The 24787-nt window shown below is 62.4% G+C and carries 20 protein-coding genes; 11 read left to right on the top strand and 9 right to left on the bottom strand.

What is annotated here, in order from left to right; translation table 11 throughout:
* Positions 1–128 precede the first annotated feature (128 nt).
* Both EAO39_RS00545 and EAO39_RS00550 read left to right on the top strand, forming a co-directional pair.
* Positions 129–656, top strand: a complete 528-nt coding sequence (locus EAO39_RS00545) for an Lrp/AsnC family transcriptional regulator (RefSeq protein ID WP_120965238.1) — start codon at positions 129–131, stop codon at positions 654–656.
* Between the two features lie 246 nt (positions 657–902).
* Complete coding sequence (locus tag EAO39_RS00550) at positions 903–2543, top strand: MFS transporter (RefSeq protein WP_162989627.1); 1641 nt, start codon at positions 903–905, stop codon at positions 2541–2543.
* A 128-nt stretch (positions 2544–2671) separates the two neighbouring features.
* Here the strand turns inward: EAO39_RS00550 and EAO39_RS00555 are convergent, their stop codons facing one another.
* On the bottom strand, positions 2672–3844 hold the full coding sequence (locus EAO39_RS00555) for an MltA domain-containing protein (RefSeq protein WP_240466865.1): 1173 nt from the start codon (positions 3842–3844) through the stop codon (positions 2672–2674).
* Between EAO39_RS00555 and EAO39_RS22405 the strand changes: the two genes are divergently transcribed.
* Positions 3843–4013: a hypothetical protein gene (locus tag EAO39_RS22405; RefSeq protein WP_162989461.1), complete on the top strand. Its 171-nt coding sequence runs from the start codon at positions 3843–3845 to the stop codon at positions 4011–4013. The two genes, EAO39_RS00555 and EAO39_RS22405, sit on opposite strands and share 2 nt — an antisense overlap.
* Before the next feature lie 190 nt (positions 4014–4203).
* Positions 4204–4860, top strand: a complete 657-nt coding sequence (locus EAO39_RS00560) for an OmpA family protein (RefSeq protein WP_120970521.1) — start codon at positions 4204–4206, stop codon at positions 4858–4860.
* 108 nt (positions 4861–4968) lie between these two features.
* Here the strand turns inward: EAO39_RS00560 and EAO39_RS00565 are convergent, their stop codons facing one another.
* The 4 genes from EAO39_RS00565 to EAO39_RS00580 form a co-directional block, all read right to left on the bottom strand.
* Positions 4969–5595, bottom strand: a complete 627-nt coding sequence (locus EAO39_RS00565) for a response regulator (protein WP_120965247.1) — start codon at positions 5593–5595, stop codon at positions 4969–4971.
* Between the two features lie 15 nt (positions 5596–5610).
* Positions 5611–7617 carry an ATP-binding protein gene (locus EAO39_RS00570; RefSeq protein WP_120965250.1) on the bottom strand — a complete coding sequence of 669 codons (2007 nt, stop codon included), beginning with the start codon at positions 7615–7617 and terminating at the stop codon, positions 5611–5613.
* A gap of 71 nt (positions 7618–7688) precedes the next feature.
* Complete coding sequence (locus EAO39_RS00575) at positions 7689–8504, bottom strand: carbon-nitrogen hydrolase family protein (RefSeq protein ID WP_120965253.1); 816 nt, start codon at positions 8502–8504, stop codon at positions 7689–7691.
* On the bottom strand, positions 8501–12652 hold the full coding sequence (locus EAO39_RS00580; RefSeq protein WP_276209230.1) for a YhdP family protein: 4152 nt from the start codon (positions 12650–12652) through the stop codon (positions 8501–8503). The genes EAO39_RS00575 and EAO39_RS00580 overlap by 4 nt, the downstream gene beginning before the upstream one ends.
* A gap of 132 nt (positions 12653–12784) precedes the next feature.
* On the opposite strand from EAO39_RS00580, the gene glnE reads away from it, so the two are divergent.
* On the top strand, positions 12785–15565 hold the full coding sequence (gene glnE / locus EAO39_RS00585) for a bifunctional [glutamate--ammonia ligase]-adenylyl-L-tyrosine phosphorylase/[glutamate--ammonia-ligase] adenylyltransferase (protein ID WP_120965257.1): 2781 nt from the start codon (positions 12785–12787) through the stop codon (positions 15563–15565).
* 400 nt (positions 15566–15965) lie between these two features.
* On the opposite strand, the gene EAO39_RS00590 is transcribed toward glnE, so the two are convergent.
* Positions 15966–16583 carry a glutathione S-transferase C-terminal domain-containing protein gene (locus EAO39_RS00590; protein WP_120965259.1) on the bottom strand — a complete coding sequence of 206 codons (618 nt, stop codon included), beginning with the start codon at positions 16581–16583 and terminating at the stop codon, positions 15966–15968.
* 183 nt (positions 16584–16766) lie between these two features.
* On the opposite strand from EAO39_RS00590, the gene purB reads away from it, so the two are divergent.
* Positions 16767–18146, top strand: a complete 1380-nt coding sequence (gene purB, locus EAO39_RS00595) for an adenylosuccinate lyase (protein ID WP_120970523.1) — start codon at positions 16767–16769, stop codon at positions 18144–18146.
* A 149-nt stretch (positions 18147–18295) separates the two neighbouring features.
* Complete coding sequence (locus EAO39_RS00600; protein ID WP_120970525.1) at positions 18296–18856, top strand: YaeQ family protein; 561 nt, start codon at positions 18296–18298, stop codon at positions 18854–18856.
* A 6-nt stretch (positions 18857–18862) separates the two neighbouring features.
* On the opposite strand, the gene EAO39_RS00605 is transcribed toward EAO39_RS00600, so the two are convergent.
* Positions 18863–19288, bottom strand: coding sequence for a DUF3717 domain-containing protein (locus EAO39_RS00605; RefSeq protein ID WP_120965262.1), 426 nt, complete (start codon positions 19286–19288; stop codon positions 18863–18865).
* 476 nt (positions 19289–19764) lie between these two features.
* On the opposite strand from EAO39_RS00605, the gene EAO39_RS00610 reads away from it, so the two are divergent.
* The 3 genes from EAO39_RS00610 (at position 19765) to EAO39_RS00620 (ending at position 21591) form a co-directional block, all read left to right on the top strand.
* Entirely contained in the window at positions 19765–20526 is a 762-nt protein-coding gene (locus EAO39_RS00610) for a TerC family protein (RefSeq protein ID WP_120965264.1), read from the top strand.
* Positions 20527–20663: 137 nt separating this feature from the next.
* The gene (locus tag EAO39_RS00615; protein ID WP_120965266.1) at positions 20664–21137 is read left to right on the top strand and encodes a hypothetical protein; all 474 of its coding nucleotides are present in this window, start codon (positions 20664–20666) and stop codon (positions 21135–21137) included.
* A gap of 103 nt (positions 21138–21240) precedes the next feature.
* Complete coding sequence (locus EAO39_RS00620; RefSeq protein ID WP_120965268.1) at positions 21241–21591, top strand: phage holin family protein; 351 nt, start codon at positions 21241–21243, stop codon at positions 21589–21591.
* Here EAO39_RS00620 and EAO39_RS00625 read toward each other — a convergent pair.
* Entirely contained in the window at positions 21550–23181 is a 1632-nt protein-coding gene (locus EAO39_RS00625; protein WP_120970527.1) for a M48 family metalloprotease, read from the bottom strand. The genes EAO39_RS00620 and EAO39_RS00625 overlap by 42 nt on opposite strands.
* 190 nt (positions 23182–23371) lie before the next feature.
* Between EAO39_RS00625 and moaC the strand changes: the two genes are divergently transcribed.
* The gene (gene moaC, locus EAO39_RS00630) at positions 23372–23845 is read left to right on the top strand and encodes a cyclic pyranopterin monophosphate synthase MoaC (protein WP_120965270.1); all 474 of its coding nucleotides are present in this window, start codon (positions 23372–23374) and stop codon (positions 23843–23845) included.
* A gap of 48 nt (positions 23846–23893) precedes the next feature.
* On the opposite strand, the gene tfpZ is transcribed toward moaC, so the two are convergent.
* Positions 23894–24652, bottom strand: a complete 759-nt coding sequence (gene tfpZ / locus EAO39_RS00635; RefSeq protein WP_120965272.1) for a TfpX/TfpZ family type IV pilin accessory protein — start codon at positions 24650–24652, stop codon at positions 23894–23896.
* Positions 24653–24787 lie beyond the last annotated feature (135 nt).

Raw genomic sequence — 24787 nt, forward strand, 5'->3', positions numbered from 1 at the left:
GTCCAACTCGTTGTCATTGATAGTGAATTGCCGCTTTCAAGTGTAGAGGTGGGAGCCGGATAAGTCTTTGCTTTCTTTGCTCAATTTCAGCTATCCTGAGCAAGATTCTTTCTTTAAGAAAAGCTTTTGTGAACGATCTGGACAAATTCGACATTGCCATACTGGCCCATCTGCAAGCCGATGCACGACTGACCAATGCCGAACTGGCCCAGCGCGTAGGCCTGTCTGCCGCGCCCTGCTGGCGGCGCGTGCGAGCGCTGGAGGAAGCCGGCTATATCCGCGGCTACCACGCCGATATCGACCGCCACAAAATCGGCCTGGGCGTGCTGGCTTTTGTGCGGCTGGATGCGGTGCAGACGGCCAAATCCCTCACCCAGGAAATGGAAGACGCCATTCGCAAGCTGCCCGAGGTGGTGTCCTGCCACTACATCAGCGGCACCGGCACCTTCGAGCTGCAGGTCGTCACCAAGGATCTGGACAGCTTTGCCCAGTTTGCGCGCAACACGCTGCTGAGTCTGCCCAATGTGAAAGACATGCAGACCAGCTTTTCCCTGGGTGAGATCAAGTCCAGCCCGGCCCTGCCGCTGGCCCATCTGGGCGCGATGGCCGGCCAGGCGCCGGGAGTCACCAAGGCGCCAGTCAAAAAACGCAGCTAAAGCATTGACTGCAAAATTAATAGCAACAAGCGATTGATATGCAATGGCTGCAAGCCAATCATCTGCAAATTACACCTTCATTAGTTCACATCAGAACTTTTGACCGCAAAATGCAGATCAATGGCTGACGATCCTCATCCCCCACTCGCGACACCATTTTCTCCAGAGCCGCAATGCTCTGCCAGCCCGGCAGCGCCGGATCCGGGCCCCGGCGCCTCGGGCATCCTGCTGGAAGATCCCTCGGGCATGACGGCAGCCGACAGGGCGGGCGCCGCCCAGGCCGCCCAGGAGGAGCAGGCCAAGAAGTCGGCCGATGCCGTCTGGGCGCCGCTGTCCGGCCCCACCTTCCGCATGCTGTGGCTGATCTGGATGGCGGCCAACACCTGCATGTGGATGAACGACGTGGCCGCCGCCTGGTTGATGACCTCGCTGACCACCTCGCCCGTGCTGGTGGCCCTGGTGCAGTCGGCCTCCACCTTGCCGGTGTTTCTGCTGGGCCTGCCCAGCGGCGCGCTGGCCGACATTCTGGACCGGCGCCGCTACTTCATCGTCACCCAGTTCTGGGTGGCTGCCGTGGCCTTGCTGCTGTGTCTGGCCGTGCTCTCGGGCCAGATGACGGCGCATTTGCTGCTGGTGCTGACTTTTGCCAACGGCATCGGTCTGGCCATGCGCTGGCCGGTGTTCTCGGCCCTGATTCCCGAGCTGGTGCCCAAGCACCACCTGCCTTCGGCCATGGCGCTCAACGGCGTGGCCATGAATGCCTCGCGCATCATCGGCCCACTGCTGGCCGGCGCCATCATTGCCAGCCTGGGCAGCGCCTGGGTGTTTGTGCTCAATGCGGCGCTGTCCATCGTTTCCGCCTTTGTGCTGATTCGCTGGAAGCGCGCCCACAAGGAAAATCCGCTGGGCCGCGAGCGCCTGCCCTCGGCCATGCGCGTAGGCCTGCAGTTCATCAAAGAGTCACCGCGCATGCACGCCGTGCTGGCGCGCACCATCTCCTACTTTCTGCAGGCCACGGCCGTGATGGCCCTGCTGCCGCTGACCGCCCAGCGCCTGCACGGGCCGGACGCCGACGGCGGTGCCAACACCTTTACGCTGCTGCTGGCCTGCATGGGCGCGGGTGCCATCGTCGGCGCCTTCTTTCTGCCGCGCCTGCGCCAGGCGTTTTCCAAAGAGCGGCTGGTGCTGCTGGGCTCTGTGGTCCAAGCCCTGTCCACGCTGCTGGTGGCCTTCTCGCCCAATGTCTATGTGGGCGCCCCCGCCATGTTCTTGAGCGGCGTGGCGCTGATCATTACCGCCAATACGCTGGGCGTTGCGGCCCAGATGGCGCTGCCCAACTGGGTGCGGGCACGCGGCATGTCCATCTATCAAATGTCCATCATGGGCGGCACGGCGGCGGGCGCGGCGCTCTGGGGCCAGGTCGCCACCATGAGCGACGTGCGCACCAGCCTGACAGTAGCCGCCGTGTTTGGCGTCAGCTCCATGCTGCTGGTGCAAAGACTGATCAAAGACCGGCAGATCGAAGAGGATCTGAGCCCGTCCAAGGCCATCAAGCGCCCCGAATTCGATGTGCCGCCCGAGGCCGGCCGCGTGGTGGTGATCATCGAGTACCTGATCGATCCGGACCGGGCCAAGGATTTCCGCGCCCTGATGCAGGAAAGCCGCCGCAGCCGCATGCGCCAGGGCGCGCTGTCCTGGCATTTGCTGCACAGCATGAGCCGCCCGGAGCGCTATCTGGAGCAGATCGTTGACGAATCCTGGACCGAGCACCTTCGCCGCTTTGACCGCGTCACGGCCGACGACGTGGCGCTGCGCGACCGCAAACTGGCCTACCACCGGGGCAAGGAGCCGCCGCTGGTGCAGCGCTACTTTGCCGACTCGGAGTAATCGCGCCCCATAAAAAAGAGCTGCCAGCGCATTAATTTCTTAGATTTCAGATAGAAAACCATCTGAAATCATTGAAATTCAAGCGCAAGCAGCTCTTTTTATATGAGCAGCTGACTAATGCACAGACCTCAGCGCAGATGCGGTGCGCTGCCCGCCTGGCTCTTGGGCCAGAAGGCCCACAGGCGCAGGTTCTGCTTCACACGTCCGGCCAGATCTCCGGCTTCCGGACCCCAGCCCATGAAGAAGTCGGCACGCACGGCACCCAGAATGGCGCTGCCCGTGTCCTGGGCAAACACCAGTCGGTTGAGCGCCACGGTGGGCCCGGGAGTGGACAACCAGACCGGCGTGCCATAGGGAATGCTGTTGCGATCCACGGCAATCGAGCGTCCGGGCGTCAGCGCCACGCCTTGCGCGCCCTTGGGGCCGAATTGCGCATCCAGGGGGTTGAGTTCTTCCTCGCGGAAGAACACATAACGCGGGTTGCTCCACAGCATCTCGTTCACGCGCGAGGGGTTGGCGGCAATCCAGGCACTGATGCCTGGCCAGGTGGCATCGCGCACCAGATTGCGGTCCAGCAGCCAGCGGCCCACGCTCTTGTAAGGCTGGTCGTTGGTGCCTGCATAAGCCATGCGCACCATGCGCTGACGGCCATCGGGCTCGGTCAGGTTCAGACGGCCCGAGCCCTGGATGTGCAACACCATGGCATCAACAGGATCGCGCAGCCAGGCAATCGCACGCCCCGAGAGAGCGGACTGCGCTTCAGGCAGCGACTCGATCTGCTGGCGCGTGTACCAGGGCTTGCGCTTGCCCAGGCTGGCCGGCGTCTGGTAGAGCGGCACGTTGAAGCCATCGCCCTGCACCCGGCGCGCGTCGAACACGGGCTCGTAGTACGAGGTCAGCAAGCCGTCGGGGCCACCCGTGCTGGCCTCGATGCGATAAGGCTGCAGCTGGGACATCATCCAGTTGCGCTGTTCATCCTCGCCGGCAATGCTCAGGCGGCGCACCTCGGTGCACAGGCCCGCAAACACGGTATTGGGGCGCTCGCAATTCTTGATCCAGCCATTCCAGGCTTCGGTGAACGAATCCTGTTGCACGCCAGGCAGTTCGGACCAGTCCACCGGCACCCAGCGGCTCTTGGTCGGCGTGTTGGTGGCAATCGGCGGGCGTGGCGTGGCGGTGCCGCCATGGGGCTGCAAATCCGGAACCGGCGAGGGATCGTTCTGCTGCGGGGTGGTGGTGCAGGCCACCAGGGTCCCTACAATCAGCGCCATCAAGGCATGGCGCAGGAGATGGAAATTCATGGGTCTGATTTTGCTCGAAGCACTGCTGGCGTTGGCGATATTGGTCGCTATTGTGTGGTGGACCATGTTCTCTGGTCGCAGCAAGGGTGAGTTGCCCTCTCAAACCGCTGCACCTTCACCGCTGGAAGACGCCGGTAAAGAGCAAGCAGATGTGCCGCCCAAGCGTTAAAACAAGCGCTTTTCCGACAGCAAGGGTATAACAGACCCGTAGCGACCACACCGGCTATCTGCTGGCCGATGAGAGACATAGTCTTACGAATTTTCGTCCTGTGGCACTGCTACGCTTGAGCTTTGATGGCTTCAGACTTGAAGCCCGTTTGTCTGACCCTTTCAAGGGCCGCCAACACAAGGAGTTTTCTATGCGTAAAAATCTGGCCGTAACGGCTGCTCTGGCCTCTGCACTGTTGATCGCCGGCTGTGCCAACACCGGCGGCATGTCCGACACCACGCGCCGCACGGCCACCGGTGCGGGCGTGGGCGCACTCGGCGGTGCAGCCATTGGCGCCATCGCTGGCGGCCATGCGGGCCAGGGAGCCCTGATCGGCGCCGGCGTGGGCGCTCTGGGCTCCTACATCTGGTCCAAGAATCTGGAAAAGCAGAAAGCCGAAATGGAAGCCGCCACCCAGGGCACCGGCGTGGGCGTGACCCAGACCGCCGACAACCAGCTCAAGCTGGACATTCCCAGCGATATCTCGTTTGACACCGGCCGCTCCGACATCAAGGGCAACTTTGCCCCCATCCTGGATCGCTTTGCCGACGGCCTGCGCAACAACCCCAATGCGGAAGTGCGCATCATCGGCCACACCGACAGCACGGGCTCCGACGCCATCAACGACCCGCTGTCGCTGCGTCGCGCCGAATCCACCCGCAACTACCTGACCATGCGTGGCGTGGGCGGCACCCGCATTCAGGTGCAAGGCATGGGCTCGCGCCAGCCCGTGGCCTCCAACGACTCGGCTGACGGCCGCGCACGCAACCGCCGCGTGGAAATCTTTGTGGGCGAACGAGCCCGTTAAGCATAGTGCCCAGGCCCAAAGGAAAGCCCCGCCAAAGCGGGGCTTTTTCATGTGCAGGACCAATGGGCAGCACAGATAACCGGTTCTCCCCGGACCCAAGGCATAGGCTCAGGGGGTTCTTAAAAGATTCGCCAGTTCCACCGCCGATTTGACCTGCATCTTGTCGAACACGCGGGCCCGGTGCACTTCCACCGTGCGCACGCTGATATCGAGCTGATCGGCAATCAGCTTGTTGGGCACGCCTTCCACCACCAGGCGCATCACGTCCTGTTCGCGCTCGGTCAGTTCCTTGAGTCGGCAGCGCACCGCCTCCCTCGCCTGCTTGGCCTGCAGGAACTCGCCGGATTTGGCCAGCGCCTGCTCGATCCGGTCGACCAAGGCGTTATCGGAAAACGGCTTTTCACAGAAATCAAACGCACCACGCTTGACCGTATCCACGGCCGTGGGCACATCGGCATGGCCGGTGAGGAAGATCACCGGCATGGCATCGGTCTGGCCGCGCTCGAGCATGAGGTTGAACAGCGACAGGCCGCTCATGCCCGTCATGCGCATGTCCAACAGCAGGCAGCAAGGGCGGCGCACTGCGGACTGGGTCTGCAGCATGAGCTCGAAGGCTTCGGCACTGGGATAGCATTCGCTGAGCAGACGGCGCGAACGCAGCAGCCATGCCAAGGCTTCGCGCACATCGGCATCGTCATCCACAATGTAGACAGTGGCGTCAGTTACTGGTTCCATGAAATCCTGGCTCTCTCAGAGTTCCCTGTGGACCGGCAGCGTGAAAACAAACTCCGTGCCCTGGGGAAGATGCCGGCGGTGGCTCAACCGTCCGCCGTGTTGCTCCACCACGGTGCGGCACAGGCTCAGACCAAGCCCCATGCCCTCGACACGGGTGGTGTAGAAGGGGGTGAAAAGCTGCTCGGCGATCTCGTCAGAAATACCGGTTCCGCAGTCCACTACCGAAAATTCTACCCAACGTGACATATCCGCTTGCTCTTGGCTGCTTGCGCGCAGGGTGAGCACCCGCATAGCCAGCTCGATTCCGTCCATGGCCTGCATGCCGTTGCGCGCCAGATTGAGCAACACCTGCTCCACCATGGTCGGGTCGCAAAGCACGGACGGCAGGCCGGGCTGCACCTGCAGCTGCACCTTGACCCGCAGCTTGTGCGCCTGCAGATTCACCAGAGGCAAAACGGCCTCAAACAGCTCCGTCGCCGTCACCACTTCGCGCGAGCGATCGCGGCGGCGCACAAAATCCCGCACGCTTTTGATGACACGGCCGGCACGGTCGGCCTGGTAGCTGATGCGCTCCATAGCCATGCGCATGTCCTGCTGCTGTTGGTGCAGCTCGCGCGGGTCGGGCTCGGCATCGCTGCCCGAAACCCCCAGCATATTGAGCGCGCCCGTGGCATAGCTGGAGATGGCGGCCAGCGGCTGGGTCAGCTCATGGCTGAGCAGCGAAGCCATCTCGCCCACCGTGGCCAGACGGGCCGTGGCCTGCAGGCGCTCGTGCGAGGAGCGCGAAAGCTCTTCCATGCGCCGCTGCTCACTGATGTCGATGAAGGCGCTCATCCAGCCCGTGTGCAGTCCCTGGGCATTGATCAGCGGTGCTTCAAAAATCAGGACCGGAAAGCGCGAGCCATCCTTGCGCATGAACACGCTCTCGGCCCCCTCCCGCGGCGGCGGGGAGATGCCGGAGAGCCGGTGGTCGCGGCGCAGCATATATTCCTGGGCCAGCTCGGGCGGCCAGTAGGGGGCCACGTTCAGCCCCAGCAACTCGTCCGCCGTAAAGCCCACCATATTGCAGAACGCGGGGTTCACATAGGTGATGTGGCCGGTGAGGTTGCGCGCCCGCATGCCGGTGACCAGAGAGTCCTCCATGGCCTTGCGAAACGCCAGCGCATCGCCCAGGTCGCGCTCGGCGCGCAGACGGCGGCGGTTGTCGCGCACCAGCACCACCACCACCGAGATCAGCGCAATCGACATCAGCGTGACCAACGCCGTCATCACATTGGGGAAGACGCTGGGCGCATGATGCCAGCTGTCCATGCGCAGCACCAGGGTGTTGCCCGGCAAGTCCAGCAGCTGCTGCGCCGTGAACATGCGCGAGCCGCGCCAGGCCGCTCCGACCAGGGCCAGCCGCGTGCCATCCGGCTCGGTGAACGACACTTCCTGGGTGCGCGGCAAGGATTTGCCCACCTGGGACATCAGAATGCCTTGCAGGCTGTAGGTTCCCACCACATAGCCCACGATCTGGCCGCTTTGCGTCAGCGGCAGACAGACATCCATGGTCTCGGTGCCCAGCCCTTCTCCCTGAAGCTGAAAGCGGCTGGGCGAATAAGTCGGGCCGTTCACCCGCCGCGCATGCGTGCAGGTCAGAGAATCGCCCAGCAGGCTGTTGCGCGAGTGCTCCTCGTCTTCCCATTGCACGGCGCGGTACGGGGTTTCGGCATGGGCGCGCACATGAAAGTCTGCATTGCGCCACTGAATGCGCATCAGCTCGCGGCGCACCTGCAGCAGCTCGGCGGCGCGCACCTTCCAGCCGGCGATCTCGTTGTCGGGCGCGTTGAGCGCCAGCAAATCCTGCAGATTGCGGTTCAGCGACGCCCGTATATCGCCCACCGCATTGGCGGTGTCGCGCTCCAGCTTTTCCTGGACCTGGCTGGCTTCATAGCGCCCGGCCAGCCAGACCATGGTGACCAGCATGCTGACCACCAGGGCCACCAGCAGCGTCCACAGCGACCAGCGCCGCCACGCCATGCGCCAGCGACGCCAGGGCCAACCTGCCGGATGCTCGGAGGAAAGATCGGTAGAAAGAATGGAATCGGAACTCACAGCACGCGATGGGATAAAGCGGGCAATTGTTGCCGCACTTGGCTCAGGCGTTGCCGAGAAAGCTCGCCCATCACCACCGCCGCGCCTTCAGCCTGCAGAGCCTGGACCTCTCCCCAGGGGTCAATCAACAGGCTGTGGCCCCAGGTGCGGCGCCCGTTTTCATGGACTCCGCCCTGGCCCGGCGCCAGCACATAGGCCAGATTCTCCACGGCGCGTGCGCGCAGCAGCAACTCCCAATGCGCCTGGCCCGTGGTGTAGGTGAAGGCGCTGGGCACCAGCAGCAGGTCTGCGCCCTGGGCGCTCAGGGCCCGGTACAGCTCGGGAAAGCGAAGGTCATAGCAGACACTAAAGCCCAGACGCCAGCTCTCGCCGTTTCGCGCCTGTATGTCGCAAACCACGGGCTGGCCGCCAGCCTCGACGACGGCGGCCTCGATATAGCGCTCGCGGCCATTGTCGAAGTGAAACAGATGGATCTTGTCGTAGCGTGCCACACATTCGCCCTGGGGCGAAAACAGCAGACTGGTATTGAGCACATGCTGCTCGTCAGCGGCCTGCAGCGGCAGCGTTCCGCCCACCACCCACAGACCCAGCTCTCTGGCGCTGCGGGCCAGAAAATCCTGTATGGGGCCCTGCCCGAACGCCTCTTTGTATGCCAGCTTGTCCGTGTCGCGCGCGCCCATGCCGCAAAAATACTCGGGCAGCACCACCAGCTCGGCGCCCAGAGAGGCGGCCTGCTGCATCAGCAGTCTGGCCGTGTCCAGATTGGCGGGTACGGCCATGCCGGACACCATTTGCAAAGCAGCAACTTTCATGGGGCTTCCTCTGTTTTGGGCGTAGCGGCATCGGCAGCGCCACCGCCTTTGGCTGCACGTCGTGGCAACTCGATCACCTGTGGATCATCCCAGCTGCCGCGAATCTGGAACTCCTTGGTGGCCGCTGCAATCAGCGGACCACGCAAAACCATTTGCGCCAGAAAACTGCCCAGACCGATCATCGGGTTGATGGCCGTGGCCACCAGCGATGCCGTCAGCGCATTGATCTCGGGCACGACCACCACATGCAGATCCTGGGTTTCCTTGTCGATATCGGCGCTGCCTTCCAGCAGCACGGCGGCATTCACGCCCTTCATCTGCATATTGTTGGTGCGCGCAATCCCGTTCTGGATATTGACATCGCCGCGCATGAAATCAAACGAGAAACCGTTGCGAAATACGTCCCGGAAATCCAGCGTCAGCCGCCGCGGCAAGGCCTGCAGGCTCAGCACGCCCAGCAGCTTGGCCAATCCCGGCTCGGCCTTGAGAAACTGGCCTTTTTGCACATCGAGATGCACGCCGCCAGACATGGTCTTGAAATCGGGCGTCATGGGCGAGCCGGTCCAGCTGATCTCACCCTGCATCTTGCCCTGACCGTTGGCCACCACGCCCGGCATTTCAAAACGGTTCAGCAGCTTGCCCACATCCCGCAGATTGAGCTGGAACTGCATCTGGGTGTGACCCGGATGCTTGCTGTCTCCGGCCCGCAGCGCCCAGCGCCCCTTGGCCGTCAAGCCGGCCTCTGGCGTGGTGATGTCAAAGCGCGAAAGCTGCCATTCCCTCAGGCCGGGGCTGCCCGCCACCAGCAGGTTGCGCGCCTGCACATCCAGACGCCCCAGCGAGCGCTTGCCCAGCAGAAAGTTATCCACCGATATCTGCAGCGCAGGCAGCTCTCTGGGAGAGGATTGCTCGCGGGAGACCTCCAGCTGGGCGTCGGCTTCGGCATCCGGAATCACCAGACGCGACAGGCGCGCAATCAGCTGGCCCGAGGGTTCCGCCAGCGTTGCTTGACGGTATTCGATCTGGCCCGCCAGTTCGCGCGCATCCACCTGGCTTTGCCACACGCTGCCGGCATGCGTGAGCTGGGCCGAGACATCGTGCAGCTGGCGCCCATGGATCTTGAGTTCCCCGGTCTTGAGCGTGAGCTGGCGGGGCAGATAGGAGAGCCAGTCGGCAGCAGGCGTGGGCGAGGCGGCTGCGGAGGCCGCAGGTTCGGCTGCCGCAGGTGCGGAAAGCAGCTTTTCCCAGGCATCCACGTCCACCACCGGCAGCTCCACCCGCGCCTGCAAGCCGCTGGCCGGAAGGCTGACGGTTGGCGCGGCCAAGGCCTTGGCGCTGCCCAGCAGCTCCACGCTGCCGCGCAGCAGACGGGCTTGTGCACCGCTGATGTCGCGCTCAAGCAGCGCTGCCGCTGTATCGCCCCAGCGCACGCTGATCTGATCGGTGCCGGGCTCGGGCGTGGGAGCCGTCAGGCGGTTCACACGCAGCGGCAAAGCCGCTTCGCCAGCCTTGGCAAAGGGCGCGGGCAGATTAACGGCCATGCCCTGCAAATCGCTTTGAAAGCTGATGTCGGGCTCGCTGTGCGCAATTCTGAGCTGCAAGCCGTAGCGCGCCTGGCCCTGCATATGGCGGGCCAGTTGCGGCAGCAGGCCCAGCTCCTTGGCCTCCTGCAGACCTTGGGCCGTGGCCGTGCCCTCGATGCGAATCTGCACCGGGCTGCTCACAGTCCCCATCTTGCCCGCACCCGCTTTGACCGGCTCTGGCTTCATGCCGCCTTCCAGCCTGACATCACCGCCCAGCGCCGTGGCCTGCACACCAGCCAGCGCAAAGCCGGTATCGGAGAACTGCACAGCCCCGCGCACCTGGGTCAGCGGCGGCACGCTGGGCATGAGATTGACGGTGTTTCCGGCGAACTGCAGCTCACCCTTGACCTTGCTGCGCTCCATGTGCAGCGTAGGCAGGAACAAATCCAGATTGAGCCTGGCACTACCCGTGGCACGGCTTTCGTCCAGCACATGACCGGTCAGCGCCGCCAGGGCCGAACCCTGCACCACGCCCAGCATCTCGCTCAGCGCGCCATGGGCCTTAGCGGCGACCTTCACCTCGGTGGTATTCCAGTCCGCGATGCTGGCCTGGGCCTCGTCCACCACCACGGCGCTATCGCCCAGAAAGCCTTTGGCATTGCGCACGGCCATGGAGTTTCTGTCGAACACCAGCTCGCCAGACATGCGCGTCAGCGCGGGCCAGGGCTTCTCGCCCGCGCCCAGCAAATGGGCTGGCACATAACGGTAGTTCACATCGCGCACCTGGGCGCTGATGTGAAACTCCCCCTGGCCGGGCTTTTCGAACGGCACCAGATCCAGCTCGCCCTTGACCTTGAACTTCACATTGCCGGCCTGCCCGGAGGCCACGGCCTCACGCACATAGCGCAGGGCATCGCCGCCCAGATCCAGCGGCAGATAGCGGTAAATGCGCGCACCGTTGGCCCGGCTCAGCTGCCCCTGCAAGTCCAGCACGCCGGGAAACTGCGGCTGGGCGGCCGTGCCCGCCCCGGTCTGCCACTGGGCCTGGGCCTGGCCCGCCGTGTCCTCGTTGGCAAAGCTCAGCTGAGGCACTTGCACCTTGATCGCCCGCCCCTGGCCTTGGGTCGGAGTCTGCCAGCGCACCGTGGCATCCAGTTGCTGGAAAGGAATCTCCGGCAGCTCGAACACGCCGGGAAAGCTCAGGCTGGCCCTGGCCACGCTGGCGTCCTTGCTCAGCTGCGCCTCACCGCTATCCTGATCGAAGGAAAAACGGCCGCTGATCCCGCTCATGCCGGGCACGCCGTAGCTGGCAGGCTCGGGCGACGGCTGGGAATGCAGGGTGAGTTTTTCCACCCGACCCGACGACTTGAACTGCAGCGGAGCCTGCGGGGGCCCACGCCAGCTCAGCTGCCACTGGCGCAGCAGGCCGCTGGGGGTGATGGCCGCCATCTGATCCTGCAGCGCCTGAGGCACGGGCAGACGCTGCAGCAGCTGGGCCGCAATGGCCAGATTGATTTCATCGGCCTGGATTTCGCCGCGTTCGCCCAGCGGACCCTGCTCGGGCGTGCCCAGGGGCAGATAGTTCAGGGAGAGATTGCCGCGCGGCCACTGCAGACCGTCGTCAGCGGTAAAGCTGAAATTCTCTACCGAAGCCTGATAGCCGTTGTGCTCGCGCACCCGCAAGCGACCTTGCAGCGCCTGCAGCTGCAGGGGCTGCGGCCTGTCCTTCCACTGCAAGGCCAGGGATTCGATGGACACATCGGCCACCAGGCCTACCGGCTTTCCGCGGCCGATTTCCACCCAGGCGCGCAGGGCGCCACGGCCTTGCTGCAGCTGCCAGTCAGCCGTATCGATATAGGGACCGGCCTGGGACAGGTCTATCTGCGCGAAGTCCAGATAGGTCTGGCCGCTCCAGCGATCCAGCTGCCCTTCATGCACGGAAAGCAGCGGCTCCTTGTAGTTGCCCATGACGGTAAAACGCTGGCCCCAGGCCTCGGGCGGCGTGGCGTCGAGGCGCAGCGAGTGGCTCCAGGCCTTGTTGCGCAGCACCAGATCCACATCGGTCAGCAACAGCGGCGGGGTCTGGCGCAGCTCGTCCACCCATTGCAGCCGGCCGTGGCGCAAGGCAATTTCCGGCTGGGAAAAGATCCAGTCTGCAGCCGAATTATTGCCGCTGACCCTGGTATCCATTGCGATGCCAGCTATGAAAATATGACCGTCTGCCGCGCGGCGAATCGTCAGATCCGGAGCTTCCACATAGATCTGCTCCACCCCCAGCGTCAGCAGCGAATGGGCGGAAACGCCTATCACCACGCGCGACAAATGCAGGGCTTCGCTGCCGCTGGCGGGGTCGTGCAGCACCACATCGCCGAGTTCGAAACGGGGAATGATTCCATCGCGCCGGGCCGACAACGAACCGATGGTGACCGGTACACCCAGGGTACGTGAGGCCAGGGATTGCAGCTCGGGGCGCCACTCGCTGATTCGCGGCACAATCCAGCCATGGAGCACCCCCCACACGGCGGCCACCAGAAGCCATAAGCTCAAAATCACACCAAGTGACCACCGTGCCAAGCTGGCCAGCCTATGGGTTCGGCGAGTTGGGTGCGGTTTCGGTTCGATCATCTGTGGCTTGAGCAATGGCGGGAATTATGACCGGCCCCCTCATCGGCAATTCGGTAACCAAGCGTTGCCTTGGGGGTCATCCGCCTGCATGGCCAATTTTTCGCGGTCCGTATGCAGTTCCCAGAGTACGCAATGGCAGACAACGCCTTGAATATTTCTTCCCTGGCCCAGTATTCACGCTTTCAGCAGCGGCTGCACCGCCGTTATGAAAACTGGTTTGATGCTCTGCCGCCGGGGGCACCCGACAAGGCCTTGATGGAGCAGGCTCTGGCCACGCTTGCCCAGCGCGGTCTGGATCTTTCGGCCAGCCTGCGCGTGCTGCGCCAGCTGGTGATGGACAGGCTCATCACCCTGGATTGCGAGCAAAACGCTACGCTTTCCGTAGTGACCAAGGCTGTCACCGAGCTGGCCGAGCTGGCATTGGACCGTGCTTGCACCCAGGTCAGAGCCGATCTGGATGCCCGCCACGGTGCGCCGCAAGGCCCGGACGGCCAGCCCGTGCAGCTGTGGGTCATAGGCATGGGCAAGTTCGGAGCGCGCGAACTCAATGTCTCCAGCGATATCGACCTGATCTACGTCTATGAAACAGACGGCGATACCGCTGGCCAGCGCGACGGCCGAGGCGTGATCTCCAACCATGAGTACTTTGGCCGCGCCGTCAAAGGCATTTACGGCCTGATCGGCGACACCACCGAGCACGGCTTTGTGTTTCGCGTGGACCTGGCGCTGCGCCCCAATGGCAACTCGGGTGCGCCCGCTGTCTCGCTGGCCTCGCTGGAGGAGTACCTGCAGATCCATGGCCGCGAATGGGAGCGCTTTGCCTGGCTCAAGAGCCGTGTGGTCGCCCCCTATGCCGCCGTGCAGTCCCCCCATGTCCAGGCCTTGCGCAACGTGGTACTGCCCTTTGTGTTTCGCCGCTATCTGGATTATTCGGTGTTCGATTCGCTGCGCGTGCTGCATCGCCAAATCCGCGAACATGCGGCCAAGCGCAGCGCAGGCCATCCCGAACGCGCCAACGACGTCAAACTCTCGCGTGGAGGCATACGCGAAATCGAATTCATCGTGCAGCTGCTGCAGGTGGTTCGCGGCGGCCAGTTCCCCGAGCTGCGCTGCCGCCCCACGCTGGAAGCGCTGCACCGTCTGGCCCGGGCCGATCTGATGAGCCAGGACATTGCCCAGGCGCTGACCCAGGCCTATGTCTTTCTGCGCCAGGTCGAGCACCGCATCCAATATCTGGACGACCAGCAAACCCATGTGCTGCCCACCCGCGATGACGATCTGCTGTGGATTGCCCGCACCATGGGCTTTGCCGACACCCGCGGCTTTCTGCACCAGCTTGACGAGCACCGCGAGCGCGTGGCCGAAGAGTTCGATACCTTGCTGGGCGGCGATGTCCAGCAGTGCAACAGCGGCCGCTGCGGCGGTGGCAAGGGTGCCGCCAGCAATACACCCACGCCGCAGGAGATTGAGAACCTGATCGAGCTGCTGCCGCCCGCCCTGGCCGGGCAGGTGGCGGACTGGCGCAACAACGCCCGCATCACCGGTCTGCGCGACGAAGCGCGCGCCCGCCTGTTCCGTCTGGTCGAGCGCACCTCGCAATGGGTGGAAAGCGCCCAGGTACCCGAAGAGGCGGCCCGGCGCTTTCTGCAGTGGCTGGAGCCGCTGCTGCGCCGCGAAAGCTACCTGGCTTTACTGCTGGAGCGTCCAGCCGTCCATGAAAGATTGCTACACCTTTTGGGTGCCGCACGTTGGCCGGCACGCTATCTGCAACAACACCCCGGCGTGATTGACGAGCTGGCCAGCGATGCCATTCTCAAGGAGCGCTTCATCGCCGCCGATTTCGAGCGCGAACTGGCCCTGCGCCTGGCCGCCCTGCAATCGACGGGCGAAGACGACGACGAGACCCTGCTCAATCTGCTGCGCCGCGCCCACCATGCCGAGGTCTTTCGCACCCTGGCCCGCGACATCGAGGGCCGCATCACCGTGGAACAGGTGGCCGACGACCTGAGCGCCCTGGCCGACTGCATACTGCGCGTCACCGCCCAGTGGTGCTGGGCACGCCTGAAGAACCGCCACCGCGATTCGCCCCGCTTCGGCATCATTGGCTACGGCAAGCTGGGTGGCAAGGAGCTGGGTTACGGCAGCGACCTGGACATCGTCTTTGTGTTCGACGACGACGACGACCGCGCCCCCGAGGTCTATGCCGCTTTTGTGCGCAAGCTCATCAACTGGCTCACCGTCAAGACCGGCGAAGGCGATCTGTTCGAGATCGACACCGCCCTGCGCCCCAACGGCAACTCCGGTCTGCTGGTGACCAGCTTCGAGTCCTACGCCAACTACCAGCAGCAGCGCGGCAGCAACACCGCCTGGACCTGGGAGCACCAGGCCATGACCCGCGCCCGCTTTGTGCTGGGCAGCCGCGACTTTCCGCCGCCGCCCGGCCAGCCCATGACCGATATGCATCTGCACGAGCGCTTTGACGCCGTGCGTGAAGCCGTCATCACCGCCCCGCGCGACCCGGTTTCCCTGCGCAGCGAAATCGAAACCATGCGCGAGCGCGTGCGCAGCGCTCATCCGGTGCGCGGTCAGCTGTTCGACGTCAAGCACAGCGCCGGCGGCATGGTGGATGTGGAATTTGCCGTGCAATACCTGGTGCTGTCGCAATCTGCAGCCCACCGCGAGCTGATTGCCAACGTGGGCAATATCGCCCTGCTGCAGCGCGCAGAAGATGCCGGTTTGCTACCCAAGGGCGTTGGCTACGAGGCCGCCAAGGCCTACCGCGAGCTGCGCCGCCTGCAGCACGTGGCACGGCTGGACGAGCAACCGGGCCAGCTTGAGCCTGAACAGGCCCGCCAGCCACGCAATGCCGTGCTGGCGCTCTGGAACGCGGTGTTTGCCAAAACAGGCGATTGAGCGTTTTCCCAATCCATCCACAGCTGGGCCACGGCCGCGCTGCGGATGTACGGATCCCCGCCCAAACCGCAGCCCTGACACTCAAAGAGTGAGCACTCTCACGATTCGTCAAAAGCGGCCTACAGCGCGGCCGCCATCAAGCTCTAAACTGTTACAACTTGAGCGCCACAGAGGCTTGAACTTCTGCAAGAGTGACGCATCTATCAAGCATGTGTTGGATTGACAGGACAAGCACAACCTAGTTTCATGTTGCGAAGACTTTGGGTATAGCCCAATGAAGGCCCGGAGCGCTTCTCCTCCCTCCCTCTCTTAATTCGTTTCGGGATGCTTCGCAACTTTTTTAACAAGCAAAGAAAAAAGGCCGCTGCACAGCGGCCTTTTTCTTGGGTACGCACCCCGCTCAGTGGGGCACGGTCGCGACAAAGCTGGGGCGAGCGCCGATCTTGCTCAGCAGCGTGTCCAGATTGGGGTGATCGGCACGCCAGTCCAGCTCGGGAAAGCGGAAATCCAGCCAGGCCAGAGCGCAGCACACGCTGATATCGGCCAGCGTCAGATGCGTGCCGCCGCAGCAAAACGGCTTCTCGCCCAGGCCGTGTGACATGACTTTCAGCGCCGCCTTGATCTTGCCCAGCTGGCGATCCATCCAGGCCTGAGAGCGCTGCTCGTCGGTGCGGCCGGGCCAGGTGGCTTCCAGGCGTGCCAGCGCGCCCGCATCCAGCAGTCCATCCGCCAGCGCTTCCCAGGTCTTGACCTCGGCCCGCTCGCGGCCGGTGCCCGGAATGAGCTTGCCCACGGGTGACAGGGTGTCCAGGTATTCAACAATGACCCGCGAGTCGAAGATGGCTTCGCTGCCCTCCATGATCAGACGCGGCACTTTGCCCAGAGGATTGCCGGTACCGGGCGTGCGCTCGGCCTCCCAGGGGTTTTCCTCGACGAATTGGTAGTCCAGCTTTTTTTCAGCGAGCACGATGCGGACTTTTCGCACGTAGGCACTGGAGGTTGAGCCTATCAGTTTCATAGCAGCTATCCCATGACACAGGTCACCGGCGACAGACCGGTAGTTGGATTCTATGCGCTAGTTCTGCGGTCATGAGCGCTGCCCTGCGCACAGGGAGCGCCCGTGGATGGCGACGGATTGCCAAGCACATGAGCAACCCAGCGCAGCGTGCGCTTGATGCTGCGCACCTACAATTGCGCCACCATGAACCTGTCCTCCCTCACCGCCATTTCTCCGCTGGACGGCCGCTACGCCGCCAAGCTGTCTGCACTGCGCCCCATCATGAGCGAATACGGCTATATGCACCGCCGTGTTCAGGTGGAGGTGACTTGGTTCATCGCCTTGTCGGATGCAGGTTTTGCCGAATTCCCCCCACTGTCCGCCGAGTCGCGCGACTATCTGCACGGCTTGGTAGCCAATTTCTCCGAAGCCGATGCCGACGCCATCAAGGCCATCGAAAAGACCACCAACCACGACGTGAAGGCCGTGGAATACTGGATCAAGGCCCAATTTGAAGGCCGCGCCGAGCTGCAAAAGTCTGCCGAGTTCGTGCACTTTGCCTGCACCAGCGAAGACATCAACAACACCAGCCACGCCCTGCAAATCCGCGTCGGCCGCGACACCGTGCTGCTGCCCGCCGTCGAAGGCATCATCGCCAAGCTGCGCGAGATGGCCCACCTCTACGCCGAAGTGCCCATGCTCAGCCGCACCCACGGCCAGACCGCCTCGCCCACCACCGTGGGCAAGGAACTCGCCAACGTGGTGGTGCGCCTGCAAAAGGCCGCTGCCAACATCGCCGGCGTGAAGATTCTGGGCAAGATGAACGGCGCCGTGGGCAACTACAACGCCCACCTGTCGGCCTGGCCCGAATTTGACTGGGAAAACTTCAGCCAGAACGTGGTGGAAGCAGCCGAGCCCAAGGGCCTGGGCATCAGCTTCCAGCCCTACTCCATCCAGATCGAGCCCCATGACTACATGGCCGAGCTGTTTGACGCCATGGCCCGCACCAACACGATCCTGATCGATCTGTCGCGTGACATCTGGGGCTATGTGTCCCTGGGCTTCTTCAAGCAGCGCCTGAAGGCCGGTGAAATCGGTTCTTCGACCATGCCCCACAAGGTCAACCCCATCGACTTCGAGAACTGCGAAGGCAATCTGGGCATGGCCAACGCCATGCTCAAGCACCTGGCCGAAAAGCTGCCTATCAGCCGCTGGCAGCGTGACCTGACCGACTCCACCGTGCTGCGCAACATCGGCGTGGCCTTCGGTTACACCACGCTGGCCTATGCCTCGCTGATGACCGGTCTGAACAAGCTGGAACTCAACGAAGAGCGCCTGCAGGACGATCTGAACCACGCCTGGGAAGTGCTGGCCGAGCCCATCCAGACCGTGATGCGCCGCTATGGCGTGCAAGGCGCTTACGAAAAGCTCAAGGAAGTCACGCGCGGCAAGACCGTGCTGGCCGAAGACCTGCACAAGCTGATCCACAGCCTGGAAATCCCCCAGGCCGACAAGGATCGCCTGCTGGCCATGACGCCTGCCAGCTACATCGGCAAGGCTGCCGAGCTGGCCAAGCGCGTCTAAGCTTCGCTACGCAATCCATAGCTGCAACCGCCTGACAACAGGCAGTTGCAGATAGAAAGAGCTGCCAAACCCTGAGCAATCAGGCGCAGGCAGCTCTTGTTTTTACATCATTGTTTTTGGACTGCCTGCGGGCAGCACTGCCTACCGCCATGGCCATCAAGTCCACCATCTTCAAAGCCAATCTGTCGATTGCCGACATCGACCACAACTACTACGCCGACCACAACCTGACTCTAGCTCGTCACCCCAGCGAGACCGACGACCGCATGATGGTGCGCCTGGTGGCCCTGGCACTGAACGCCTGGAAGCTGCAAGACCTGTGCAACGGCGACGGCACGCTGGGCTTTGGCATCGGCCTGTCCGACCCGGACGATCCCGATGTGCACATCACCGATTACACCGGCCAGAAACGTCTGTGGATCGAAGTCGGCCAGCCCGACGAAAAGCCCATCACCAAGGCCTGCAACAAGTCGGACCACATGCTGGTCTACCCTTTCCACCATTCGTCCCACATCTGGTGGAAAGGCCTGGAAGGCAAGCTCAACCGCCAAAGCAAGCTGGAAGTGCATTACATCGACGCCGAAGTCGCCCAGCAACTGGGCAGCCTGGCCGAGCGCAGCATGCAGCTGCAAGCCACGATTCAGGAAGGCCAGCTGACCCTGTCCAGCAATCTGGGCACGGTGTTTGTCGAGCCGGTTCGCTGGAAATAAGCGCTGTTATCCGCGCGGCCGACGATTCTCGGTCGCGCGCTCCGCATAGCGGTTAAAGCGCCAGGAATCCCCTTCTGCGGTGATCCGGCGCCAAACCACACGTTTTTCAGCCGGCTCCATGGCCGTCCAGAACTGCACCTCGTCAAAGCTGCGGCCGCAGCCCTTGCACTTTGCATCGCCCTGGCTGGTCGAGCAGATCGCAATACAGGGCGTGTCGGGCATGGTGTCGTACCAGACCAGCCAGGCCGCCATGGCGTGAGACGGAAAGCCCACCGTATTCACTTCCACCTCGCGGCTCACAATCATCAGCCCATACACCTCGGCCAGCGCCCGCACCTCGGGGCTGAGCAAGACACCATCCGGCGATGGAGCGCGCGCGCGCCAGTAGTTGATGGCGGCTTCGATATCGGTGATGTGAATGGCTGCGTGCATTGGCTCAAAAAGGACTCTGAGCCGGAATCATAAGCCGCGCTATCTTTGCCTGCAGCAGCAAGGTTGCTCATCAATTAATAGCATAAAGCGCAGATTCCTTCTACACCCTCAGCGTTTTTCACGATATAAAACCTGTGAACATCATGGGTTTTATGCCTTGCCATGCAGAGTTGACTGTGATGAAATCCGCAGCTTCGAAGGGGAGTAGCTCCTCACTGGCTTTTTGCCGGTATCGGATGGTCGTCAATACGAAGCCTCAGGCTTCCGGCCCTCCGGGTTGCAGTCACGCTGCAATCGAGCAAGACCTTTGATGGACCTGATGACGGTCGATCAAGGCGCACTCCCCCGAGCATGGTTTTCCTCGCCCGGATCAAGCACTTGGCCTGACGTCACATTGGTAATTTGATGTTGATGGCAAGCGCGGTTATTCTGCGATCACTGTCTGTCAGCGGCATTCGACAACGAGGAAACAACACATGGATCTGGACTTTCTCACCCACACGCCGTTCTGGATTGCGCTGGGGCAAATCATCATCATTGACATCCTGCTGGGTGGCGACAACGCGGTCGTGATCGCGTTGGCCTGCCGCAAGCTGCCGCCTGAGCAGCGCCGCAAGGGCATCATCTATGGCACGGCCGGTGCCATTGTGTTGCGCGTGATTCTGATCGCCTTCGCCATGACGCTGCTGGCCTTGCCTGCGCTCAAGCTCATCGGCGCCCTGCTGCTGGTGTGGATCGGTATCAAGCTGATTGCCCCCGATGAGGAAGGCCATGACAACATCCAGGGCAGCGACAAGCTGTTTGCCGCCATCAAGACCATCATCGTGGCCGACCTGGTGATGTCCGTGGACAACGTGATCGCCATTGCCGGTGCAGCCCAAAGTTCGGGTGAACACCAGATGCTGCTGGTGGTGCTGGGTCTGCTGATTTCGATCCCCATCATCGTCTGGGGCTCGCAGCTGGTGATCAAGCTGATGGAACGCTTCCCCATCATCATCGTAGTCGGCGGCATGCTGCTGGGCTGGATTGCTGGCGGCATGCTGGTGACCGATCCGCTGTTCGTGAACACTGAAAAGTGGACCTGGATGCCCAAGCTGGGCACGCTGGACGAACAAGGCCTGGCCCAGATCTCCACTACCTTGTACTGGATTGCCCACGTTGGCGGCGCCCTGCTGGTGCTGGCCCTGGGCAAGTGGGTGGCCAGCCGCCGCCCCGCAGCTGTCGCGCACAGCCACTAAGCACAGGCCCAGCCTGGCTAAAACCTGAGGCTGGTGAAGGGCTGCTATACAAGCCGGCCCTTCACGCTTCACAATAGTGTCGGAAGCCTCCTACAGGAGGCTGTATTCCCTCAACACCGCTCCAACAAGGACGCATCTTGACCCCCATCATTGTTTACGTGGATGACGCCGCATACGCCCTGCCCATGCTTCAGGCTCTCGCGGGATCTAGCCAGGCGGCTTCTTCCCACTGGCTGCTGGTTGCCTGTGCCCCGCGCATGACCCACCGTGTGAGCAAATGGGTCAGCCACCGTGCCCGCGAAAACTGGCGCGGCAAATGGGCAGACAAGCTGTTTGCTGCCGTGCTGCCCGTCATGTCCGTGCCCGGCGCCAAGGTCACCCCCGTGCTGGCCAAGGGCCCGCTGACCGAGCTGATTGCCGAGCTGCAACAGGAACACGGCGCAGCCCAGATCATAGACGCCCGCCGCCCCAAGCAGGAAGCCATGCAGGTCGCGCCCGCCAAGACCGCCGATGCTCCCAACGCCTCGGGTCGCCGTTGGAATCTGCCCGGCACCATGGCTGCTCTCGGCGCCATGCTGGGCTTTGTGGTCGAGGAATCGCTCTCGATCTGAGCCCTTTGGCAAACTAATAGCGACTGATCTCCAGGCCTTGTGCGGTGAAAGCTGCACAAGGCTTTTTCATGCCCCAGGCACTCGCCGCTGCTATGCTGAATCTATGAAAATCATCGTCAAATGGCTGCTTTGTGCAGCCTCTTTGCTGCTGGTCACCTATGTGTACAGCGGCGTTCAAGTACAGGGCTTCAGCTCGGCCATGATCGCGGCCCTGGTCATCGGCCTGCTCAACACCGTGATTCGCCCCATTCTGGTGGTGCTGACCCTGCCGGTGACCATCATCACCGTGGGTCTGTTCCTGTTTGTGGTCAACGGGCTGATGTTCTGGATGGCCTCAGGCATCCTCGGTGGCTTTCATGTCAGCGGCTTTTGGGCTGCCATGCTGGGTGCGCTGATCTATTCGGCGCTGGGCCTATTTGTGGATGCTCTTGTCGCTCGCCTGTTCCCGGAGTAATTCCTGCACGGCACGCAAGCGCGTGTCGATGATGGACGCCTCAAAGTAATCGGCCTGGCCGCCCGCCTTGCGGGCCATGTCCTGCGCCGCCTTGAAGCGGTCCACCGCCGCCGCGTAATCGTAACGCGCCACCTGCGCCTCGGCCTCGGCCCGCAAAGCCCGCAACTCCTGTCCCTGGGCGCGCCATACGCGCGCCAGCGTCTGCCAGGCTCCGGCATCGCGCGGATGATCCGTCACCCAGGTCTGCAGCGGACCGGCCATGTCGCTGGACTGATTGAGCTTGAGCAGGATGTCGGTACGCAACAGCATCTCGGGCCTGCGCGGAGCAACATGCTCGACCACATCCACAGTAGCCAGGCTGGGCCCGGCCAGGTTTCCACTGGCCGTGAGCTTGGGCACCTGCACGGCCGCAGTCGCGTGTCGCTGGGGTAGTGCATCGAGTGCCGCCTGCGCATTGCCCGCCTTGTACTCCAGCTCCGCCTGCAGCCACTGGGCCTGCAGCAAAGCCTCGGGGTTGCCGGCCACCGCCGTCAGCAAGCGCTGTGTCATCTCGCGGGCGGACTTCCACTCCCTGAGCTCCATCGCGCTCAGGCTGGCGGCATAAAGCTGACCCACCTGCTCCACCTGGCTGGCATTGCCAAAGCTGCCGGAACGAGGCAATTCCATCCACTGGCGGCGCACGTCCACCCCGGGGTTGGACAGGATGCGCGCCCGCGCAGCCATCATGGCGTGGGCCAAGGTCGGCACAGGCGCATTGGCGCGCTTGCCGGCCGGAATGCGCGAGTCCATGTCGGCAATCCGCTGCGTGGTCAGCGGGTGGCTGCGCAAATAAGGCCAGCTACCGTTGTCATTGAGGCGGCTGGCCTGCTCCAGCTTGCCGAACATGCTCACAAAACCTTGTGGTGCAAAGCCCGCAGGAGCCATCAGGCTGTAGCCCACGCGGTCGGCTTCGCTTTCCATGGCGCGCGAGAAATTGAGCTGGTTTTGCATCATCGCCGCCGGCCCGCCCATCATGATGGCCATGGCCGCATCGGGGCTGCGCGTGGCCGCCAGCGCCCCCAGCAGCATGGAAGCCAGCATCAGCGGCGCCTGCTTGCCCTGCTGGGCCAGCATGCGCGCAATATGGCGCTGGGTGATGTGACTGGTTTCGTGCGCAATGACCGAAGCCAGCTCATCCCCGCTGCCCACCACGCTGATCAGCCCCAGGTACACGCCCATATAGCCACCAGGCAGCGCAAAAGCGTTGACCTGCCTGTCCTTGCCCAGCAGCAAAGTCCAAGCAAAGCGCTCTTCCAGCTCGGGCGACAACTCGCCACGCTTGCGCGCCGCATCCTGCAGATGCAGCCATATGCCTTCCACATACTCCTGCAGCACCGGATCATCCAGATAGTCAGGATCGCGGTACAGCTCCTTGACGATGGAGTCGCCAAGCCGGCGCTCATCGCCCGTGGTGATGGACGAGGCACCGTCGCCCAGGGTGGGCAAACCAGCGGCCTGCACAGGTGCCGGTACCAGGCTTGCACACTGAATTGCTATCAGTATGGAAGCTGTTAGCGCTTTAAAAATATGGGGTTGACGCAGTTTTTTCATCACAATTGGCATGGCGATCACAGCATTGCCAGCATTCAGCCGTCTGAGCTGCCAGCAGTTCAACACCCCACTATGATGCCCTGATTGATTTGCGCTGCCCGGCCTGGCGGCTTATCCCAGAGTAAAGCCGGGCCAGAAACACCGCTGGACTCGCGCGTGCGCCCAGCCCCAACACGAAAGAAAAACCCTCATGTCCTCTCTTACCCACTTCGACGCCCAAGGCCAGGCCCATATGGTGGATGTTGGCGCCAAACCCAGCACCCACCGCGTGGCCGTGGCCCAAGGCCAGATCACCATGAAGCCCGAAACGCTGGCGATTGTGCAAAACGGCACAGCCAAAAAAGGCGACGTGCTGGGCATCGCCCGCATCGCCGCCATCATGGCCGCCAAAAAGACCAGCGACCTCATCCCTCTATGCCACCCCCTGGCCCTGACCCGCGTGGCCGTAGAGTTTGAGCTGCAACCCGAATCCCACTACATCCTCTGTACCGCCACCGTAGAAACCATGGGCCAGACCGGCGTAGAAATGGAAGCCCTGACCGCCGTGCAAGTCGGCTTATTGACTATCTACGATATGTGCAAGGCAGTGGATAAGGGGATGGTGATGGGAGGGATCAAGGTAATGGAGAAGCGGGGGGGAAAGTCGGGAAGCTGGGTGGCTTGACAAGTTGATTATGCGAGGCAGCGATTTTAGAAATTTCTTGCTTCGACTCTAAAAAGAATCTATTGGCACAAAGCCTACGGGCAAAGCTGTCTCAGCATCGATCAGTACCGTCCAAGCTGTTTTTCGGGCGATTAGAGGCAAGCTTCGCAGAGTATCAGGATGACGCCCTGTTAGATTAATCGCGTGCTCGATGATGTGAGATTGAGCTGGGAAGCGCTCCTTGAGTTCAGTCACCGATTTCGATTCCTTCAAAATATCACCACGAGCTATTTCATAGGACTGCCATAGGGCAGGTTGTGCAGCTTGGGGAATACCTGCCAACGCCAATATAGTTGAGTTATAACTTTCATTGGCACTTTTGAAAGAACGCAAAGATAACAGAGTGGGCCCGGTTAGTGGCGAAGACTGTAGCTCAGCTGGTGCTTGAGTCAACGTAGCCAAGTCAACGTCCACGGCATGCACTACGGCCATACGATGGTATTCAAATACCAAGTGTATAGGACGTGCCGTAAAAACGGCCCATATCCCATAAGACAGCGCAGCCAGTTGAAGCAAACCCACCACGGTGAAGTCCATCAGCAAATGACGAGGTGTTTTGGTGCGGTCGAATATCACTAGCGTGATGAGAGGACCCAGCACCACGTCTACTAACACGACCCATAAAAAAAGTTCGCGTCCACCGGAAAGTTCACGGTACGGAAATGGGTACCACAGGCCGAACACTAACAAGGCTGCCAAGGTAGCAACCAATAAGCTAATAGCCAAGTGAATGGTGCTGGCGCGCAGGCGCCATCTCAAAGAATGCATTTTTTGCGCTCATCAACCAAGTGGATACCCTTTGATTTTTACTACGGGTAGAGGGAGACGGATCATGGGCAAGAGATTAAAAAGCGAGGCATTTTCTGGCCACTAAGCAGTAATGCTTTAGGACAAAAAAAGACG

Source organism: Comamonas sp. lk (genome assembly GCF_900564145.1).
Taxonomy (GTDB): domain Bacteria; phylum Pseudomonadota; class Gammaproteobacteria; order Burkholderiales; family Burkholderiaceae_C; genus Comamonas.

Coding starts and splice junctions, on each gene's coding strand:
- EAO39_RS00550 (WP_162989627.1), top strand. CDS start 903: ATGACGGCAGCCGACAGGGCGGGCGCCGCCCAGGCCGCCCAGGAGGAG.
- EAO39_RS22405 (WP_162989461.1), top strand. CDS start 3,843: ATGGGTCTGATTTTGCTCGAAGCACTGCTGGCGTTGGCGATATTGGTC.
- EAO39_RS00555 (WP_240466865.1), bottom strand. CDS start 3,844: ATGAATTTCCATCTCCTGCGCCATGCCTTGATGGCGCTGATTGTAGGG.
- EAO39_RS00560 (WP_120970521.1), top strand. CDS start 4,204: ATGCGTAAAAATCTGGCCGTAACGGCTGCTCTGGCCTCTGCACTGTTG.
- EAO39_RS00565 (WP_120965247.1), bottom strand. CDS start 5,595: ATGGAACCAGTAACTGACGCCACTGTCTACATTGTGGATGACGATGCC.
- EAO39_RS00570 (WP_120965250.1), bottom strand. CDS start 7,617: ATGGCGTGGCGGCGCTGGTCGCTGTGGACGCTGCTGGTGGCCCTGGTG.
- EAO39_RS00575 (WP_120965253.1), bottom strand. CDS start 8,504: ATGAAAGTTGCTGCTTTGCAAATGGTGTCCGGCATGGCCGTACCCGCC.
- EAO39_RS00580 (WP_276209230.1), bottom strand. CDS start 12,652: ATGATCGAACCGAAACCGCACCCAACTCGCCGAACCCATAGGCTGGCC.
- glnE (WP_120965257.1), top strand. CDS start 12,785: ATGGCAGACAACGCCTTGAATATTTCTTCCCTGGCCCAGTATTCACGC.
- EAO39_RS00590 (WP_120965259.1), bottom strand. CDS start 16,583: ATGAAACTGATAGGCTCAACCTCCAGTGCCTACGTGCGAAAAGTCCGC.
- purB (WP_120970523.1), top strand. CDS start 16,767: ATGAACCTGTCCTCCCTCACCGCCATTTCTCCGCTGGACGGCCGCTAC.
- EAO39_RS00600 (WP_120970525.1), top strand. CDS start 18,296: ATGGCCATCAAGTCCACCATCTTCAAAGCCAATCTGTCGATTGCCGAC.
- EAO39_RS00605 (WP_120965262.1), bottom strand. CDS start 19,288: ATGCACGCAGCCATTCACATCACCGATATCGAAGCCGCCATCAACTAC.
- EAO39_RS00610 (WP_120965264.1), top strand. CDS start 19,765: ATGGATCTGGACTTTCTCACCCACACGCCGTTCTGGATTGCGCTGGGG.
- EAO39_RS00620 (WP_120965268.1), top strand. CDS start 21,241: ATGAAAATCATCGTCAAATGGCTGCTTTGTGCAGCCTCTTTGCTGCTG.
- EAO39_RS00625 (WP_120970527.1), bottom strand. CDS start 23,181: ATGAAAAAACTGCGTCAACCCCATATTTTTAAAGCGCTAACAGCTTCC.
- moaC (WP_120965270.1), top strand. CDS start 23,372: ATGTCCTCTCTTACCCACTTCGACGCCCAAGGCCAGGCCCATATGGTG.
- tfpZ (WP_120965272.1), bottom strand. CDS start 24,652: ATGCATTCTTTGAGATGGCGCCTGCGCGCCAGCACCATTCACTTGGCT.